This window comes from Corynebacterium sp. HMSC05E07 (assembly GCF_001807225.1).
GTDB lineage: Bacteria > Actinomycetota > Actinomycetes > Mycobacteriales > Mycobacteriaceae > Corynebacterium > Corynebacterium singulare.
The window spans coordinates 94,722-112,840 of record NZ_KV788215.1 but is presented as its reverse complement, the minus strand read 5'-3'; the positions used below and the strand labels follow the sequence as shown (position 1 = coordinate 112,840).

The window sequence follows — 18,119 nt, the reverse complement described above, 5'->3', positions numbered from 1 at the left end:
AATCAACAACCAACCCCCAACCCGACGGGGATACAGGAGGCTGGCCACGTTAGAAGATTTAAATCAATACGCCCAAACAACTTACTGTTATTTACAATGACGCCGCTTGAAAAAGCGCCATCCGGCATACACCAACCATGCCGCACACACAGCACAACACAGCCAGAACAATAAAAACCAACCAACACAAAAAAGTACATTGGCACACTATTGAGTTCTCACACATCATCACCACACAGCCATACGGAACATCTTTCGATGAAACGCAGTACTGCGAGTAAAGAAAATTTTTGTTTGTCAGGGCCTGTTTTCCTACCGCCACTCTTCAAGAACTTTCGTTCCTGTGGGGCGCTGTCGGTCGCGCTGACTCATATAAAGATACACACGGCCTCAATAAAACACAAACATGCACTTCATTGGAGGTTTTTAACCCCTCAAGAAGTGCACGTCATTGGCTCTATAGTGCTTGTCTACGAGCAGCTTCTAGCTCGCCCCAAACCATCCCATGACACCCGAGCTGAAGACGTTGGCACGCTTTGCCATTCGGGGATAGGTCAGTGCCCACGCAAGGTAGATGATCACCATTCCGGCGACCGCCCACTCCATTGGAATCGTGGAATTGATGAGCAAGGTGAGAAATATGCCCGCAATGAGTGCTGCAAGGACAACCGTGTAGTGCCAGGTCTGTTTATCGGTAATGGCAAGACTCAGGAGGAGTGAGGTTGTCGCGAGAAGCACGACGGTGAATCCTGCAAGATTTCCAGTCACTACAGCGGTTATCAGGTCAGCCACCGCCGCTAAGCCCACTGGAATCACAGTGCAGAGCAGGGTGGTTTTCGCCCAGGCAGCGCGGGGCAGCCCGAAGGTCACTGCATCTTTCAAGGAACTTCGCACTGAGTCCATTAGGATCGGTACGACAATCAAGGTGACGATGGTACCCACGATTCCCACGTTTTTGCCCCACAGTTGGATAATCGCAACAGTCGCCGCAATAGCGAGGAAGGCGCCGAACGCCACCCACATCCATGCGCGGGCTTGCGGGCGCAGAATGATCTGAGAGACCGGGGAAGCGGCAAATAAGCCGGTTGAAGAATCACCATCGCTGCCAGCGATGAGTGATTTCGCCGTCAAACGCGATGGTTCAAACTGCTTCACCATGCAGACTATCCATGCCAACACCGGGGCAATGAGTACCCACCAGGGAAACGCAAAAGGTGCACTGACAAGAATGAGCACAAGCGCTAAAGAAGCATTGATTCTCCGATGCCCATTCCACACGCGTGTACTGAGACCAAAAGTGAGGTAACGCGAGAAGTCAGGTTGGGAAAGGTAAAGCATGAGGGGCATAAAGAGTGAATAGCCGATGGCCCAGCCAGTTCCGCGGTCCTGCCCCAGAAACGGCAAGACGATAATCCATATTGCGTAGATTGCACTGAATGTCGAGAGCGCCATGTGTCTATAGAGCTTCATCGCGTCTCCCCCAATGCCAGTACTGCCTGTTCAAGGGAAACCTCAGAAGCACGCAGGCCCATCTCCTGTGCCATGTCGAAGACGTTGGCGGAGTGGTTGGGTCGGGCGTCGACAAGCGCGCGGTCCGCTACCGCAGAGCTTTCGCGCTCGAGCACCGGGAGTTGCAGGCGCCCCAAGGCGCGATCGAGGTTCTCGGCGGGGCCGGTGAGCTGGACGACGCCCTCGATGAACTCATCAATCGGACCAGACAAAGGGCTCTCCCCCATCAGGGCCACCGTGTCGAGCAGACCGGACAATTCGTTGAGGTGGTGGGTGGAGACAATAATGGTGCGCCCGTGCTCTTCGCGCAGCACGTCGTAGAAGACTTCCCGTTTAGCGGCATCGAGGCCGAGGTAGGGTTCATCAAGAAGCATGATAGGCACCCCCGATGCCACCGCAACGATGAAGCTAGCCGCCGACTTCTGCCCCCGGGACAGGCCCGAGTAGTTCTTCATGGGCAGCTCAAAGCGCTCGACCAGCTCTTCGGCGCGCTCTTTATTCCAGGTGGACCAACGCAGACTGGATACAGTGAAGACCTTCTTCATGTTCCAGCCTTCGGGCAGGGGGTTATCAATGCCCATGAGCACAATGTGGTTGAGCACCTTCTCATTGTCGAAGGGCTTCTCACCGTTAACCGTGATACCGGAACCACCCAGTTGACCGGCAATTTTGCGCAACAGAGTGGTCTTACCAATGCCATTGGGGCCGACAAGCCCGTGGGTGAGGCCGTCGCTGAATGTGAAATCTGGGGTCTTAATCATGAGTAGAGTCCTCGGCTTTCTGCGACTAAGTCGATGAGGTCATGGAGTTGCTGGCGGGTATAGCCCAGGTGCACGGCTTCGTCGATAAGCGGGGCGGCGTATTCGGCCGCAAAGTCCTGGCGGCGGCGTGCACGAATAAGTTCGGCCGCGCCAAAGGTGACGAACATTCCGATGCCTCGGCGTTTTTCGAGGATCCCGAGATCCGCGAGGAGGGTGAGGCCCTTGCGGGCGGTGGCTGGGTTGATGCTGTGGAAAGCGGCGAGCTCATTCGTGGACGGCGCCTGGGCACCTTCAGCGAGAGTGCCGTCAATGATGGCGTCCTCGATAAGCACCGCTATCTGGCGAAAGAGGGGCTGCGCGGAATTGTCCATGCACGCCTCCTAGTTGGTTGGTTACTCATGTAACTAACCATATAACCGACCCTATACCGCCCGCAAGAGTTCCTCTTAACACCCTCTTGACCTGCGAATTTCCTTAAGGTTATCGACGTTTTGTGACCAATGGGGCACACTGGAACCCACTAGCCTTAGGCTGGGGACCACACGAATGTGACCATAGAAAAATTAGTTAGAAACAATAGAACGGAATTTAGGAGCCATGCTTGAACGAACACTTGTTTTCGTTGACACGTCATACCTACTCGCTAGTTTTTATAACTCCTGGGAGACCGGCGCTCGGGCCCAGCTAGAGATTGATTTGCCCGAGGTTGTTAGTTCCCTCGGCTGCATGATTGAAAACCAGGTGGGCAACCGTATTCACCGTCAGTACTGGTACGACGGAATCCCCGATACCGGCCCCCACCGCTACCAGCGCGCGCTACGCGTGTGCGATGGTGTGCAACTGCGCACCGGCCAGCTCATCGAATGGGGTGAGCGCCGCACGCAGAAGGCCGTGGATACCCGCCTCGTCGCGGATATGATTGTCTCCGCAATGAAGGGCCAGGTCACCGACTTTGTGCTGGTCTCCGGTGACGCTGACATGATTCCCGGCGTCCAGGAAGCCGTCAACAACGGAGTGCGCGTGCACCTCTACGGCTTCGGATGGGATTCCATGTCCTCGGCCCTTCGCCACGCCTGTGACTCCACGACCATCCTCGACCCGCGCGAGGACTTCGCCGACGCCATGGAACTCGAAGTCCTCGAGGGGCCACTGCCGCCGACAATCCGTGAGCCGCGCGAGTCCGATGAGGAGTCCGATTCTGACGCAGCGCTTGGCGACGTCCCCGCCGACCAACCCTCCGCCCCTACCGACACCACCGCGGATAGTGAGGACCTCGAACCCGAAGAGCCGACGGAAGCCCAAGCCGCCTTCCCTTCGGCGCCGAAGCCTGGTCCCTCCACTCCTTCCGCTGCGGCCCCCGCCGCACCAGACGCTGCGACCGCCGAGGCGCCCATCGACGAGGATGAGCCCATTCTTTCCGGCCGTCGCTTGCCCGCCGCCGCGGCGTCCACGGAGGACTCCAGCGACGCGGACGACGTCACCAACAAGGATTCTTCCGAGGCCAAGTCCGCGAACGCGCAGGCCTCAGATATGAATACGGCGCCGAAGCCGGGGCCGAAGCCCTCTGCGCCAAAGCCCTCCATGATGGCCCCGCGCCGTAAGCTGCGCTCAAAGTATGTCCCGCTACCTGAAGAGGTCTGGAGCTCCGCCGGCTTCCAATCGCCCTTCGACGTTGGTCAGCAGTACGCCTCCTGGTGGTTCGATAACGCGGCCAGCGCCGATCAGCGCGACCAAGCCCACCTCCTCTCCGGCGGCGGCCTGCCCCCAGAGATCGACCGCCCACTGTTGCAGTTCGCCTGCGAAACGCTTCATGAGTACACCCTGACCGAGACCCAGCGCGTGAATCTTCGTGATGGTTTCCACTCCGGCATCCGTGGCGTGCTCATTAACATCCGCCGCCAAGACGGCTAACGCGCGCCAGTACCCGCAGCGTGCCGAGAAGCCACACCGGCACGCTGCTGCCTGACACCTCACGAGGAGCACACTAAAGGGACCTTCTAAGGCTTGTCGCTATCCGCGACCTGGGATTATCTTAATCCCGCGCCCTGGAAGGTCCCTGTAGTGTGGTCCCTCTGCTACTTCCTGTCGGGACCCTCTGCCCCTTCTACGTCCTCGGTGGCGTCGGTTTCGCCATCGGAACCAGCTTCAATAGCGTCCGCGGGCTTATCGCCAGCACCGGACTCTAGCTCCTTGTCCTTGGCCATCTCGGCACGAATCTCATCGAGGCGAGAGGTCGCGGCCATATCGTGGCCTGCGGCAGTAATCTCCTGAATGCGATCCCCGCCTGAGGCTTGGTGCAGCTCCTGGGCGCCGAGAGCGTCAGCGTAGCGCTTTTCAATCTTGGCGCGCACGCCATCCAACGTCGGCGTGGAATCGTCAGGCTTCAACTCATTCATGGAGTCGAGAGCCTCAGCGTTTTTCTCCTGCATCGCAGCCTGGTCAGCCTGAGCCAGCAGTTGGTCTACCTGTGCCAGCTGCTCCTTGAGGCGTGCCTCTGACTGCTGCTGCTGAGCCTTGGCCTGCTCGGCCGCCTGGGTGGCAGCCTCGTGCTGGGCCTTCACGCCCTCGAGCTCCTGCTCCACGGCGACGAGCTGGCTCGCAACAACCTCGGCTGCCTGGTTGTACTCGGACGCGACTTGCGGGTCCTCGGCCTTCTCCGCCAGCTCCAATGCCCGGCGCGTCTGATCCTGGTAGTCCTTCTGGCTCTTCACCAGGCGGTTGAGCTGCATCTCCAGCTGGGACTTACGGCCGATGATCTCCGCAGCATGCTCGGAGATCTGGCGGTGCTGCTCCTTGGCACCTTCCACCGCCTGCTGGATTTGGACCTTCGGGTCGGCATTCTCATCAATCTTCTGATCGAAAGATGCCATCACATACTTCCAGCCCTTGCTGAATGGATTAGCCATCGCGCTTACTCCTTCATGCTTGCTGCGGCCAGGTGTGCTGCCGCGGTTGTTGAATGCAGTCTTCTTAATCTTTGATGTCACGCTCAATAAAAAAAGGCGCTTTCCTGCGAGTGTAGCGATACTCACAGAAAAGCGCGCGTGATGCGGGCTAGGGCTTATTCAGCCTGCTCGCCCTGCTGGTTTTCCACCTGGGCGCGAACCTCATCCATATCGAGGGCCTTGACCTGGGTGATGAGGTCCTCCAGTGCTGCCGGCGGCAGTGCGCCTGCCTCACGGAAGACCATGATGCCATCGCGGAAGACCATCAGGGTCGGGATGGACTGGATCTGCAGCTTAGCGGCGAATTCCTGGTTGGCCTCAGTATCGAGCTTGGCAAAGGTGGCGTCCGGGTGCTCTTCGGAGGCCTTCTCAAAGATCGGGCCGAAGCGCTTGCAGGGACCGCACCATTCAGCCCACGCATCAACAAGCGTGATGCCTTCGCCTTCAATGAGCTCCTTGAACTTGTCCTCAGTAATGTCGATCGTTGCCATTGGTCAATCTCCCTATCAGTTCGGATTCATTCTTAGGTTCTTCTCCCCACAACGGTACACAACACCGTTCTATTCCTTGCGGACATACCCTAGGGGGGTATATCCTCGGCTTAAGAACATCCGCAACAGAAAGGAAAACATCATGGCCACCAAGAACTACACCGTTACCGGCATGACTTGCGGTCACTGCGAAATGTCCGTCAAGGAAGAAGTCGGCGAGATTGCCGGCGTCACCGAGGTCACCGCTGACCACGCTACCGGCGCTGTCAGCGTCAGTGGCGAGGGCTTCACTGACGAGCAGGTCGCTGCCGCTATCGCCGAAGCAGGCTACGAGCTGGCCTAAGCATCATGACTAACGTCCTCCAGCCCGCCGGCCCCCTAGCCCACCTCGACCTCGGCGTTACCGGGATGACATGCACTTCATGCTCCTCCCGCGTCGAGCGCAAGCTCAACAAGGTCGAGGGCGTTGAGGCCACCGTCAATTTCGCCACGGAGTCCGCCTCCGTGAGCTATGACCCCGCCACAACCACGCCCGGCGACCTCATCGAGGTTGTCGAAGGCGCAGGCTATGGTGCCTTCACCATGGGTGGTGAGGACGAGGAGGATTCGGCGCCCACTACGACGGAATCCGCGCGTGATGCCGAAGCCGCCGACCTGCTGCACCGCACACTCGTCTCCGGTGCGCTGTCACTGCCACTCATGGTGCTGTCTATGGTCCCTGCCTTGCAGTTCCAACACTGGCAGTGGGCTAGCTTGGTCTTGGCCACCATTGTGTTTATCTTCGGTGGCGCACCTTTCCACCGCGCCACCTGGGCCAACCTCAAACACGGTGCGGCCACAATGGACACGCTCATCACCTTGGGCACCGGTGCGGCCTACGCTTGGTCGCTCTACGCCCTTTTCCTAGGCAATGCCGGCATGCCCGGCATGACCATGCACATGACGCTGCGCTCTAACGACGCCCAGATGGACTACATCTATCTGGAATCCGTCGGCATGGTGATCACGTTCCTGCTGTTGGGGCGCTGGTTTGAAGTCAAGGCCAAGGGCCGCTCCTCGGAAGCGCTCACGACTCTGCTCACCATGGGCGCGAAGGACGCGACCGTTCTGCGAGGCGAGACAGAACAGCGTATTTCCGTCTCCGACTTGCGCGTAGGAGACACCATCGTTGTCCGGCCCGGCGAAAAGATCGCCACCGATGGCGTCGTCACCGCTGGGCACTCCGCCGTTGATGAGTCACTCCTGACGGGAGAATCTCTCCCCGTTGAGGTCTCCCCCGGCAGTAACGTCACCGGTGCCACCATCAACACGTCAGGCCGCTTGGAAGTGCGCGCCACCCGTGTGGGGTCCGATACGGTGCTGTCCCAGATGGGCAAGCTCGTCACCGACGCCCAGGCCTCAAAGGCCCCTATCCAGCGCCTTGCTGACCGCATCGCCGGTGTCTTCGTCCCCATCGTCATTGGCATCGCGCTGCTGACCCTCATTGCGCACCTCGTCGTCGGTGGCGTGGCCCCAGCATTCGTCGCCGCCGTTGCCGTGCTCATTATTGCCTGCCCCTGCGCCATGGGCTTGGCGACGCCCACCGCAATCCTCGTCGGCACCGGCCGCGGCGCCGAGATGGGCATCCTCATCAAGGGTCCAGAAATCCTGGAATCGACCCGGCAGATCGACACCATCGTGCTAGACAAGACCGGCACCATCACCGAAGGCCGTATGTCTGTCACGGAGGTAACCCCTTCTTCAGTATCGACCGCCACGCCCCGCACCGAAGAGGAACTCCTGCGCCTCGCCGCAGCCGTAGAGAAGGGCTCCAAGCACCCCATCGCCCGCGCCATCGTCGGCGCCTACGAGGGCGAGCTGCCCGCCACGGACGCTTTTGAAGAACTGCCCGGCCAAGGCATCGAGGCGACTATCGACGGCTCCCGGATTCGCGTCGGCCGCCCGCCTGCGGGTTACCAGGGCACGGGAACACAGGTCGGTGTGTACGTCGACGGTGACCTAGCCGGCACCATCGAGCTCCACGACCGCATCAAGGACTCCTCCACCACGGCCATTGCGCGCCTGAAGGAACTGGGACTCGAGCCCTACCTGCTCACCGGAGATAATGCTGGCGCAGCGCGTGCCGTAGCCAGCGAGGTTGGTATCGACCCGTCAGACGTACAGGCAGAGGTCATGCCAGAGGACAAGGTGGCTGCCGTCAAGCGCCTTCAATCCGAGGGCAAAGTCGTGGCGATGGTCGGCGACGGCGTCAACGACGCCGCAGCACTTGCCCAGGCGGACCTCGGCATCGCCATGGGAGCGGGCGCGGACGTGGCCATCGAGGCCTCCGATATCACCGTGATGAATAATGACCTGCGCTCGGTGGCCGATTCCGTACGGCTCGCTCGCCGCACGTTGCGCATCATCAAGGGCAACCTTTTCTGGGCCTTTGCCTACAATATTATTCTTATCCCCGTTGCCGCGTTCGGCCTGCTCAACCCGCTTCTCGCCGGCCTGGCCATGGCCCTCAGCTCTGTTTTCGTCGTCACTAACTCTCTTCGCCTGAGAAACTTTCGATCCGCGGAGTAAGCTCACAGTGCATGAATCGCCTTGATCATCGCGCTGTCTCGCGCACGGAACGCCTTGACCGGCTTCCGGTCACCGCTAAGCACAAACGTCTCCTCTTCGGTTCCGGCATTGGCTGGGCACTCGACGCCATGGATGTGGGCCTTATCTCCTTCATCATGGCGGCCCTCGCCGTGCACTGGGGTATCACGCCCACCGAGTCCTCGTGGCTTGCCTCCGTCGGCTTCATCGGCATGGCACTGGGAGCGACCTTCGGCGGACTCTTAGCCGATAAATTTGGCCGCCGCCACATCTTTGCCCTGACGTTGCTGGTGTACGGCCTCGCCACGGGTGCGTCTGCCCTAGCGACGAGCCTGACCCTCCTCATTATCCTGCGTTTCTTCATCGGGCTGGGCCTCGGCGCCGAGCTCCCTGTAGCCTCCACCCTCATCTCCGAGTTTGCGCCTCTGAAGGTGCGCGGCCGCATGGTGGTCCTACTCGAAGCCTTCTGGGCCTTGGGCTGGATTCTTGCGGCTGTTCTCGGAACGTTTGTCGTGGGGGCGTCGGAAAGCGGCTGGCGCTGGGCTCTCGCCTTCGGCATGGTGCCCGCAGTCTACGCCCTCTTCGTGCGCTTGAAGCTACCTGAGTCCGTGCGCTTCCTCGAGTCACAAGGCCGCCACGAGGAGGCCGAGGAGATCGTCGCCTCCTTTGAAGCCGAGGTAGATGACGCCGACATCGACCGCGCAACGCCTGCGCCGACCTACTCGGAGGAAGACGTCACCTCCACCAGCATCTGGTCTAGAAGCCTGCGCGGACGCACCCTGGCGCTATGGACCATCTGGTTCTGCGTCAACTTGTCCTACTACGGTGCCTTCATTTGGATTCCGTCCCTGCTTGTTGCCGATGGCTTCTCCCTCGTGAAGTCCTTCAGCTTCACGCTCATCATCACCCTGGCCCAGCTGCCCGGCTACGCCGCGGCTGCCTGGCTCATTGAGGTATGGGGGCGCCGCAGCACCTTGGCTACCTTCCTCGTGGGCTCCGCCTTGTCCGCGGGTCTCTACGGCTTTGCCGGCAGCGAGGCCATGATCATTCTGGCCGGCTGCCTGCTGTCCTTCTTCAACTTGGGCGCATGGGGCGCGCTCTATGCCATCGGCCCGGAGCTCTACCCCACGGCACTTCGCGGACGCGGCACCGGTGCGGCCGCCGGTTTCGGCCGGCTCGCCTCCATCCTCGCGCCACTCATTGTCCCTCCTCTTATTGCTGCGGCAGGCGCGGGCTGGCTCTTCGTACTCTTCGCCGCGGCCTTCGCCATAGCGGCAATCGCAGCGCTCAGCCTCCCCGAACTTCGAGGCAAGGCCCTTGCTCAATAGAGTATCCCTCGCCGCATGGATAGCGGTGATGGTCGCTCTCACCACGCTCAAGCCCTTCTATCAGATCGGCTACCTGTGGAAGCCGGAAAACCAGCGTGTAAGGGACCTGCGGCTGGTACCGCTCGACGAGTTTTCAGGCGGCACCTGGTTTGGCCCGCTCTTTGAGTACGCGGGCAATACCGCCTTCTTCATTCCCTTCGGCATGCTGGTCTTTGCCCTGTGCCGGTCGTTGCCTAAGACGGCCGCGTGGGGCTTCGCTCTGAGCCTAGCGCTCGAAACTACGCAGTATGCCTTCGCGCTCGGGCGCACGGATATTGATGATCTCATCTTCAATACCCTGGGCGCACTCATCGGAGCAGTCTTTGCGCGCCTTAGTGGCGAGCGTTTCTTCCCGCTGTGGCGATGGCTGGCGCTGGCCGCAGCTGCGGTTTTCTTGGTGCTGGTGATTCTTGGCCCACGGTTGGGTGACCCCAACGCGGTGGTGGACCTCTAAACCGGAGCCGGTTTTCCCGTTCTCTCCCTAGCCGTGCGCCATGTTGACGAACTTGGAGTAATGCAGCTGGTGGGCCACCTTGACCGTGTCGATCGGACCACCACGGTGCTTGGCCAAAATAATGTCCGCTTCGCCAGCGCGGGGATCATCGCGGTCCTGTGAGTCTGGGCGGTAGAGCAGCATAACCATATCGGCGTCCTGCTCCAGCGAACCAGACTCACGTAGATCCGCCAGCTGCGGTTTCTTATCTGTACGAGATTCCGGACCACGGTTCAGCTGCGAGATAGCAATCAGCGGAACTTCCAGCTCCTTGGCCAGCAGCTTAAGCTGGCGCGAAAATTCCGAAACCTCCTGCTGACGGGACTCCACCTTCTTGCCCGAGGACATCAGCTGCATATAGTCCAAAACGATGAGGTCGAGGCCATGCTGCTGCTTCAGGCGGCGCGCCTTGGAACGAATCTCCATCATGGTGAGGTTCGGGGAATCATCAATGAACAGAGGCGCGTCTTGGATGCGGTTGAGGGTGTCATCAATCTTGGCCCAATCCTCCGTAGAGACACGCCCACCACGCATATCGGAAAGTTTGACCTCCGCCTCCGCCGAGAGCAGGCGCATAACGATCTCCGAGGCGGACATCTCAAGGGAGAACACGACGGAGGTTTTGTTATGTTGCAAGGACGCCGAACGCATAAAGTCCATGGCTAGGGTGGACTTACCCACACCCGGACGCGCCGCCACAATGATCATCTGGCCCGCGCGCAGACCGTTAGTGAGGTTATCCAAGTCAATGAACCCGGTGGGAACGCCGGCTTCTACGCCATTTTGTTGGAGGGCAGCAAGCTCATCGATCGTGGGGTCAATAAGATCAGTCAGCGAGCGATAGTCCTCAGTAGTCTTCTTCTGCGCTACCGCGAAGACTTCCTGCTGAGCGCGGTCCAGCACTGATTCAATCTCGAGGTCTTCAGAGCCCTCGAAGCCCAACTGGACCACTCGCGTACCGGCGTCAACCAGCTTGCGCAACACAGCCTTCTCCGCGACGATCTCAGCGTAGTAGCGCGCATTAGCCGCCGTGGGAACTGTGGCCAGCAGAGTATGAAGATAGGGCGCGCCGCCGACGCGCTCCAAGTTGTTGTAGCGGTCCAGGCGGGAGGCCACGATAACCGCGTCAATATCCGTACCGCCGGCATACAGGTCAATCATCGCCTGATAGATGAGCGTGTGGGCTGGGTAGTAGAAGTCCTCGGGCTCAAGCTCCTCAATAACCTCCATCACCGTATTCGGGCTGAGCAGCATCGCGCCCAAGACGCCCTGCTCTGCCTCACGGTCTGCTGGTGGCTGGCGGAATTCTCCATAGCGCTTCGGTTCCTCGGGACGTGAGTGGCCGCCGCGATAGGAGCGGCGCGATTCATCCTCGGAGGGCTCCGGCGGCAGTGGTACAGAGTCATCGTCGAAACTGGCGTTAGTCATTTCTCATCAACCCCCGGGGTGCTCGTATTTGCCTACACGTGTCCCGCCCGCTATCTCCCTCCCGAAACCTTGTGGCACGTTGGCTGGATCCGGAGAGAAGGCGTAGCAGCGAAGTACACAACAGTCTAGCCGAGGCCTCGGACACTCCCCCTTGGGCATAACTTCCAGATTTATCCACAGGAGGTTGTGGAATTACCAGCTCAGGCGACTTGGGTCTCCGGAAGGCCAAGGTCAGGGCTGTGGATAACTTATACCCGCCGTGACCTGCATAGATAATAACCGCAGGTCAAAGCTAGTTTCTTGCGGTGTGAAAAAGTGCACAGATTCGGTGGAAAAGTACGACTATTCGCGCTAAATCGCAGCTACCAGCAGGTTAACAACGACCCGTGTGAGTAAACTCATCGTAAACTAGCCGAAGAGTTATCCACAGAATTTCACAGTTATCCACATCTCTGCACAGTACCGGTGGCTCGGCTGCTGGACTGGGAAAACAGCGAAAGGCCGTGCCCTCTCCACCACCTCACATAGTGGGAGAAACACGGCCTTTACGCCTTGCTGTTGTCAGTGGGTCATGCCTGCGTCCTACTGCCACGCCTCACACGTGGGAAGGACGGAGTTGACCGTCGTGCGCCTTAGTTCTTAGGCAGCAACGACCGAGAAGTTCACCTTGCCGAGAACGTCAGCGTGCAGCTTGAGCTCGACTTGGTAGTTGCCGGTCTTCTTGACCAGGCCCTTGGGCAGCACAACGATGCGCTTGTCCAGCTTCGGGCCGCCAGCGGCGGCAACGGCGTTGACGATGTCCTCAGCGGACACGGAGCCGAAGAGCTTGCCGGACTCGGAGGTCTTCACGGGGACGTTAACGTCCTTGAGTTCCTCCAGCTGGGTGCGGATCTCGCGTGCGTGGTCGAGGTCGCGGATTTCGCGAGCTTCCTGAGCACGCTTGATGCCCTCGATCTGCTTCTCAGCGCCGCGGGTGGCAACAATAGCCAGGCCGCGCGGAAGCAGGTAGTTACGTCCGTAGCCGTCCTTAACCTCAACAATTTCGCCGGGGGCGCCGAGGTTCTCAACGGCAGCGGTGAGGATCAGCTTCATGATCCCTGCCTTTCAATTGAGTTAAATGAATACTTGCGTGACAGTCTTAGAACGGGGGTTCTGCATCCGCACCGCCATAGCTTCCTGCTTGGGGTGCCGAATTCCACGGATCGTTGCTCGGAGCCGACTGCTGCTGGGACTGCTGCGAGGCAGAAGACTGGGATTGGTTTCCGGAGAAACCGCCCTGGTTGCTGCCGCCGCCGTAGTTGTTGCCGCCGCCGAAATTACCGCCACCTTGCTGCTGACCGCCGCCGTAGTTGCCACCATTGCCGCCGTTGCCGGACTTGCGGGTGACCTGTGCGGAAGCGTAGCGCAGGGACGGACCTACCTCATCAACCTCAATCTCAAAGACAGTGCGGTTCTCGCCCTCACGGGTCTGATACGACCGCTGGCGCAAACGGCCAGTGACGATAACGCGCATGCCCTTGGTCAGGGTTTCCGCAACGTTCTCTGCGGCTTGACGCCACACGTTGCAGGTGAGGAACATGGCCTCGCCGTCCTCCCACTGAGAAGTCTGCTGGTTATAGCGACGCGGGGTGGAGGCAACGCGGAAGTTTGCTACTGCGGCACCCGACGGGGTGAAGCGCAGTTCCGGGTCAGCAACGATGTTGCCGACAACCGTAATGTTGGTATCTCCCTGAGCCATGTCTTTACTCCTTAATATCGGTTACGTGGATTCGTGTAGAAATGCTCGAAACCCAGTATCCGTTATTTGCTGTCGGTGCGCAGAACCTTGGTACGCAGAATGGAGTCGTTCAGGTTCAGACGACGATCGAGCTCGAGAACCGAGTGGGACTCGCACTCCAGGTCTACGACGACGTAGATGCCCTCTTCCTTCTTGTTGATCGGGTAGGCAAGACGGCGCTTGCCCCACACGTCAACCTTGTCGACTTTGCCGCCATCCTTGCGGATTGCTTCGAGGAACTTATCCAGGGACGGGGTTACGGTGCGCTCATCCTGATTCGGATCCAGAATGATCATGACTTCGTAGTGACGCACGGACCTCATCACCTCCTATGGTCTAGTAATTGGTATCGGCCATATCACCTTTGCGGATATGGCAGGAGGGTCTGTTGCGTCAAGCAACCCCCACACAGTACCGCACTGACCGGCGGAAAAGAAATCACTCCCCGGCTGTCACATGCCGTTGGTCGTCGCCGCGAAGAAAATAGCGGTGCTCGCCGGAATGACTGTGAGAAAAAGGAGAGCCAGCAATCCAAGCACGAGAGGCCAGGTGCGGTTCTCAGATCGCTGGAAAAGATAGTAGGCCGTGCTCACGCACACGAATCCCAGAGCGATGGACACAATGCCGACAATCGTGATGATCATCGTGTGAACCCTCCAGCAAGCGGATCACGGCCGCCGTGCGCCTCACGCACCTTGTCCTCAGCCTTGCCCCACATCTGACGGATGATGAGAACGCCCATGGCGATGATGAAAGCATCACGCGTTATGACGGCAATGTCGAGCATCTCATGCGGCAGGGCCTTATTCTCGGATCCGAGCATGTGCCACATGAGGATGGGCCAGACGAGGGCGTCGGCAAGCGCCCAGCTCAGGATGAGACGCCAACGAGGCAGGGCCAGCACCGCCGGCACCACCAGCCACAGCGAGTACTGCGGCGACCACACCTTATTGAAGATAAGGAAGGCCATGATGATGAGGTACACCAGCTCCGCCACGCGAGGAGTGCGCGGCGCCTTCAGCCCCAGAATCGCGATGGCTGCACAGGACGACAGGAATGCCACCAACGAGAACGTGTTGAGGAATTCGGGAGAGAAGTCCACACCCGTGATTCGGTTGATGACCGCATAAATCGTGGTCCACTCCGCACCGCGTTCCTGATTGAGGCGGAAGAACTCGCGCCACGCCTCCGGGTACGTGAGCGCCACCGGAAGGTTGACGACGACCCACGTGACAATCGTGGAGATAAACATCGTGACAAACGGTGCCCACCGCTTGTTCCGCATGGCAAGGACCAAGAAAGCCCCGAGAATGAAGAGGGGCCACAGCTTGAACGCCGTACCCAAACCAATGAGGACGCCGGCAAGAAGATTCTTGCGCTTGGTCACCGCAAGAAGCGCACCCACCATGAACGCCACGGAAGGAATGTCCCAGTTGGTGAACGCATGGATAACAACGAGGGGGCTCGCAGCCACGAGGATGGTATCCCACGCGCGGTTGCCGGTGAGCTGAAAGACCATGACGACGACGCCGACCCACATGAGGGCCATGAAGAACGCGGTCAATCCGAAGTACCAGCTGACATCCGCTATGCCAATCCACTCAACAGCAGCATAGGTGTTGCGCGCTAGCCACCCCATGGCCCCCTGGAACAGGCCCGCGAGCACGGGATACTCCATGTAGCGCGTCAGATCACCTTCCACCCATGAGTAGGCATAGGGAAAGCCCGGCTCATCCAAGCCACGCCCACCGTAGAGCGGCACAATGTCGTTGTAGCAAAAGGAAGTGTACTGGCGGTTGCCGTCCCAGTTGAGGCTGATGACGCCGTCGTCACCACGACGACTTCCCGCACAGGTGGCCTTGCTCATGAAACCGAAGGCCAAGAATGTCCATGCCAAGGTGATGATGACGCGCAGCGGCGTCCACCAGCCAGCGTTTCCGGACCGGGCAAAACGGCCCGTACGGCCGCCCAGAGCGTTGACCGCGCCGCGCGTCACCGACTCGGAGGAGAGGGGAACAAGCTGTTGAGTTGTCTGCTGACTCACTGGGGAATCTGTCTCCTATTGGCCGAGAAGTTGGTTAAGGCCATCATCAATCAACTGATCGATCGACGGGGAATTCGGCTGCTCCGGCTGTGCCGGCATCTCGGGTTGGTCCGGCTGCTCCGGCTGCGCCGGAACATTATCGGGGCCGCCGTCCTGCCCCTCGCCCTCATGGACTTCGCCCTCGTTGCCCTCGCCGCCTTCCGCAGTCTCCCCTCCCGGAGTGACCGGAGTCTGCTGCCAGGTCTGAGTCTGGCTCGGGTCGTAGCTGTAGCCGGAACCCCAGCTGCCCACGCCGTAATTAATGGGGTACGCCTGCGGGAAGGCCTGCTGCTCGACGTCAGCAAGCGAGGTGTCCAAGATGGACTTCCAGATCTTCGTCGGCGAGTTGGAGCCGTACATGATGCCGCCCCACTGATTAAAGATTGCGGAGGTGTTGTCGGCCGTGCCTACCCACACTGCTGTAGCCAGCTGCGGCGTGGAACCGACCATCCACGCATCCTTGTTCTGGCCCGTATCGCCCAGCTGCGTCGTACCAGTCTTGGAGGCAGACGGGCGTCCGCCAGCTAGCGCACCATTGGACCATGCGGCAATTGGCTGCATCGCGGAGATCACGTTGTTGGCCACGTTGGCGGAGACACGGCGTTCACCGCCGTCGGTCGGGTTCTCGTAGAGGACTTCGCCGGCATCGTTTTCTACCTTTTCCACGAAGTGCGGCTGATGCCATATGCCTTGGTTGGTCAAGGTGGCCATTGCCGTCGCCATATCGAGCGGACGCGACTGGTACTGGCCCAGCACGATGCCCTCGTACGGCGTTCCACCATTTTCAGTGAGGGTCTTTTCAATCCCCGGAAGACTGCGCGGCACGCCCAACGCATGCGCCATATCCGCGGTGTCCTGCGTCTTGTTTTCCAAGTCATCCTGGAGGCGCAGGAAGGACGTGTTATAAGAATTCTTCATTGCCTCAGCGATGGAGCAGCTACCGCAGCCGGCACCCACGTCGTTGGTCACGAGCTGCGATCCAGGCAGCTGGTAGGGCGCCGAGGAGTAGTAAGTATCGAGGCTAATGCCCTGCTGGAGAGCTGCGGCCAAGGTCATGATCTTGAAGGTAGAACCGGTCTGCAGTGGGGAGTTGGCATAATCCCAACCGCTGGAGTCATCACCGCCGTAGTAGCCGCGCACCGCACCCGTTGCTGGATCAATTGTGACGGCAGCCGCGCGGGCATCATCCTGCAGCTGAGCCAGTTCTGCGTGGGCAGCATCCGTCGATGCATTCTGAACGGTCATGTCGATGGTGGTCGTCACCTTGAGACCGCCGGTAGCCAGCTGATCCTCGGTGATGCCGACACGGGACAGCTCATCAATCACTTGGTTCTTGATGTGGCCGTAAGCACCCGGCGCTTCGGTGTAGGCGGAGTACTCGGACGGGTCACGGGTCTCCGGGAAACTTAGCTGCTCACGCTCTGCTGCGTCCAGATCCCCCATCTCAACCAGGCCATCCATGACATAATCCCACCGTGCCTGGGAGCGGCCCTCATCCACCCATGGATCGAGAACAGACGGCGACTGGATGACTCCGGCCAGCAGGGCGCCTTCCTCCATGGTGAGATCCTTGGCGTCCTTATTGAAGTACGCGTTGGAGGCTGCTTCAATGCCATAAGCGTTACGGCCAAAGTAAACGGTGTTGAGGTAGGCGTTGAGGATTTCCTCCTTGGACCATTCATTTGTCATCTTGATCGAGTAGATGAGCTCGCGAATCTTACGAACATAGGAGTACTCGTCACCCACCAGGGTGTTCTTCACATACTGCTGAGTGATGGTGGAACCACCGCCAGCGCTGGCATCACCGGTGAGCTTGCCCAATACAGCGCGGCCGAGACCCGTGAAGGAGAAGCCGGAGTTCGTCCAGAACTCACGATCCTCCGCAGCCAGAACCGAATCCTCGACATAGTCGGGGATCTCCTCCAAGGTGACCTGACGGCGGTTACCCTCCGGCGGCACGAGCTTGGCCAGCTGTGATTCACCATCGCGGGCGACGATGGTGGAAATCTGGCTGGGCTGCAACTCCTCGGAGTCGGGGACGTCATACTGCGTATAGGCATAGCCAAAAAGTGCGGCGGGGATAACCACGACAATAAGCAGAACAACCAGCACAATCCATGGCCAGCGGCGCTTAGTATGCTTTTTCCTCGCCGGCTTGCGTGTCTTTTGACTGCCGTGCTTGCTCCGAGACGTTTCCTTTTCGGTCACTGATCCGTGTCCTCATCAATCCTGTACAGAAACTGTAAATACATGCAGCTTACCGGCGTGAACTGGGAAGCCAAAACTACTCTAAAGCATAGACCGTGGCTGCTCGTAGAAGATGATTCCAGCGGCACGCCGGGCACACTTCCACCGTATGGACGGTAAATTCCAACCCCTCGCCCGCGAGTTCAGCTATCTCCGACTCGCTTCGCGCGCTCCCGGCGCGGCGGCCCAAGGACTCCCCGTATACCCAGCGAGTAAGCCGCATCTGGCTCTCGCAGATGGGGCAGGGCTTGTGCATATCGACGCCGTGATGCTCTGCAGCGGCGCGGAGGAGGAAATCGGCGTCGCACAACTCCTCACGGCTCATCCGTCCCGCGCGGAGGTCACGCAGATGCTGCGCGCGCTCCCATTCATAGGAGACCTCGTTGCGATACGCCACCGGTGAATTCGCTGCCACCTGTCCTGCCTCCTTTG

The 18,119-nt window shown here is 59.6% G+C and carries 18 protein-coding genes; 5 read left to right on the top strand and 13 right to left on the bottom strand.

What is annotated here, in order from left to right; all coding sequences use genetic code 11:
- Positions 1-483: 483 nt before the first annotated feature.
- Genes HMPREF3149_RS05060 through HMPREF3149_RS05050 form a run of 3 tightly spaced genes read right to left on the bottom strand, consistent with a single transcriptional unit; the run spans position 484 to position 2,641 of the window.
- On the bottom strand, positions 484-1,470 hold the full coding sequence (locus tag HMPREF3149_RS05060) for a hypothetical protein (protein WP_070536981.1): 987 nt from the start codon (positions 1,468-1,470) through the stop codon (positions 484-486).
- The gene (locus tag HMPREF3149_RS05055; protein WP_070536980.1) at positions 1,467-2,270 is read right to left on the bottom strand and encodes an ATP-binding cassette domain-containing protein; all 804 of its coding nucleotides are present in this window, start codon (positions 2,268-2,270) and stop codon (positions 1,467-1,469) included. Before HMPREF3149_RS05055 ends, HMPREF3149_RS05060 begins: the two co-directional genes overlap by 4 nt.
- Complete coding sequence (locus tag HMPREF3149_RS05050) at positions 2,267-2,641, bottom strand: GntR family transcriptional regulator (protein ID WP_042532761.1); 375 nt, start codon at positions 2,639-2,641, stop codon at positions 2,267-2,269. The genes HMPREF3149_RS05055 and HMPREF3149_RS05050 overlap by 4 nt, the downstream gene beginning before the upstream one ends.
- 226 nt (positions 2,642-2,867) lie before the next feature.
- On the opposite strand from HMPREF3149_RS05050, the gene HMPREF3149_RS05045 reads away from it, so the two are divergent.
- The gene (locus HMPREF3149_RS05045) at positions 2,868-4,181 is read left to right on the top strand and encodes an NYN domain-containing protein (RefSeq protein ID WP_070536979.1); all 1,314 of its coding nucleotides are present in this window, start codon (positions 2,868-2,870) and stop codon (positions 4,179-4,181) included.
- 164 nt (positions 4,182-4,345) lie between these two features.
- Here HMPREF3149_RS05045 and HMPREF3149_RS05040 read toward each other — a convergent pair whose 3' ends face one another.
- Positions 4,346-5,176, bottom strand: a complete 831-nt coding sequence (locus HMPREF3149_RS05040) for a PspA/IM30 family protein (RefSeq protein ID WP_070536978.1) — start codon at positions 5,174-5,176, stop codon at positions 4,346-4,348.
- Positions 5,177-5,331: 155 nt separating this feature from the next.
- Positions 5,332-5,706 carry a thioredoxin gene (gene trxA / locus HMPREF3149_RS05035; RefSeq protein WP_070536977.1) on the bottom strand — a complete coding sequence of 125 codons (375 nt, stop codon included), beginning with the start codon at positions 5,704-5,706 and terminating at the stop codon, positions 5,332-5,334.
- Between the two features lie 142 nt (positions 5,707-5,848).
- On the opposite strand from trxA, the gene HMPREF3149_RS05030 reads away from it, so the two are divergent.
- From HMPREF3149_RS05030 to HMPREF3149_RS05015, 4 genes are read left to right on the top strand one after another with little or no spacing between them, the layout of a single operon-like run.
- Positions 5,849-6,049, top strand: a complete 201-nt coding sequence (locus HMPREF3149_RS05030; RefSeq protein ID WP_042532774.1) for a heavy-metal-associated domain-containing protein — start codon at positions 5,849-5,851, stop codon at positions 6,047-6,049.
- A gap of 5 nt (positions 6,050-6,054) precedes the next feature.
- Positions 6,055-8,274: a heavy metal translocating P-type ATPase gene (locus HMPREF3149_RS05025; protein WP_070536976.1), complete on the top strand. Its 2,220-nt coding sequence runs from the start codon at positions 6,055-6,057 to the stop codon at positions 8,272-8,274.
- 11 nt (positions 8,275-8,285) lie between these two features.
- Entirely contained in the window at positions 8,286-9,620 is a 1,335-nt protein-coding gene (locus HMPREF3149_RS05020; RefSeq protein ID WP_070536975.1) for an MFS transporter, read from the top strand.
- Positions 9,610-10,113 carry a VanZ family protein gene (locus HMPREF3149_RS05015; RefSeq protein WP_371440953.1) on the top strand — a complete coding sequence of 168 codons (504 nt, stop codon included), beginning with the start codon at positions 9,610-9,612 and terminating at the stop codon, positions 10,111-10,113. The genes HMPREF3149_RS05020 and HMPREF3149_RS05015 overlap by 11 nt, the downstream gene beginning before the upstream one ends.
- 27 nt (positions 10,114-10,140) lie before the next feature.
- Here HMPREF3149_RS05015 and dnaB read toward each other — a convergent pair whose 3' ends face one another.
- The 8 genes from dnaB to HMPREF3149_RS04975 form a co-directional block, all read right to left on the bottom strand.
- Positions 10,141-11,580 carry a replicative DNA helicase gene (dnaB, locus tag HMPREF3149_RS05010; protein WP_070536973.1) on the bottom strand — a complete coding sequence of 480 codons (1,440 nt, stop codon included), beginning with the start codon at positions 11,578-11,580 and terminating at the stop codon, positions 10,141-10,143.
- Positions 11,581-12,219: 639 nt separating this feature from the next.
- Positions 12,220-12,672: a 50S ribosomal protein L9 gene (gene rplI / locus HMPREF3149_RS05005; RefSeq protein ID WP_070536972.1), complete on the bottom strand. Its 453-nt coding sequence runs from the start codon at positions 12,670-12,672 to the stop codon at positions 12,220-12,222.
- Between the two features lie 46 nt (positions 12,673-12,718).
- Complete coding sequence (locus HMPREF3149_RS05000) at positions 12,719-13,318, bottom strand: single-stranded DNA-binding protein (protein ID WP_070536971.1); 600 nt, start codon at positions 13,316-13,318, stop codon at positions 12,719-12,721.
- Between the two features lie 62 nt (positions 13,319-13,380).
- A complete protein-coding gene (gene rpsF / locus HMPREF3149_RS04995; protein WP_210385406.1) occupies positions 13,381-13,671 on the bottom strand; it encodes a 30S ribosomal protein S6 in 291 nt (96 codons plus the stop codon).
- A 138-nt stretch (positions 13,672-13,809) separates the two neighbouring features.
- Positions 13,810-14,001, bottom strand: coding sequence for a hypothetical protein (locus HMPREF3149_RS04990; RefSeq protein WP_070536969.1), 192 nt, complete (start codon positions 13,999-14,001; stop codon positions 13,810-13,812).
- Positions 13,998-15,401: a glycosyltransferase family 87 protein gene (locus tag HMPREF3149_RS04985; protein WP_070536968.1), complete on the bottom strand. Its 1,404-nt coding sequence runs from the start codon at positions 15,399-15,401 to the stop codon at positions 13,998-14,000. The genes HMPREF3149_RS04990 and HMPREF3149_RS04985 overlap by 4 nt, the downstream gene beginning before the upstream one ends.
- Before the next feature lie 15 nt (positions 15,402-15,416).
- Complete coding sequence (locus tag HMPREF3149_RS04980; RefSeq protein WP_070536967.1) at positions 15,417-17,648, bottom strand: transglycosylase domain-containing protein; 2,232 nt, start codon at positions 17,646-17,648, stop codon at positions 15,417-15,419.
- Positions 17,649-17,724: 76 nt separating this feature from the next.
- Positions 17,725-18,102 (bottom strand): DUF5318 family protein, encoded by a 378-nt coding sequence (locus HMPREF3149_RS04975; RefSeq protein ID WP_236683985.1) that lies wholly within the window; start codon positions 18,100-18,102, stop codon positions 17,725-17,727.
- Positions 18,103-18,119 lie beyond the last annotated feature (17 nt).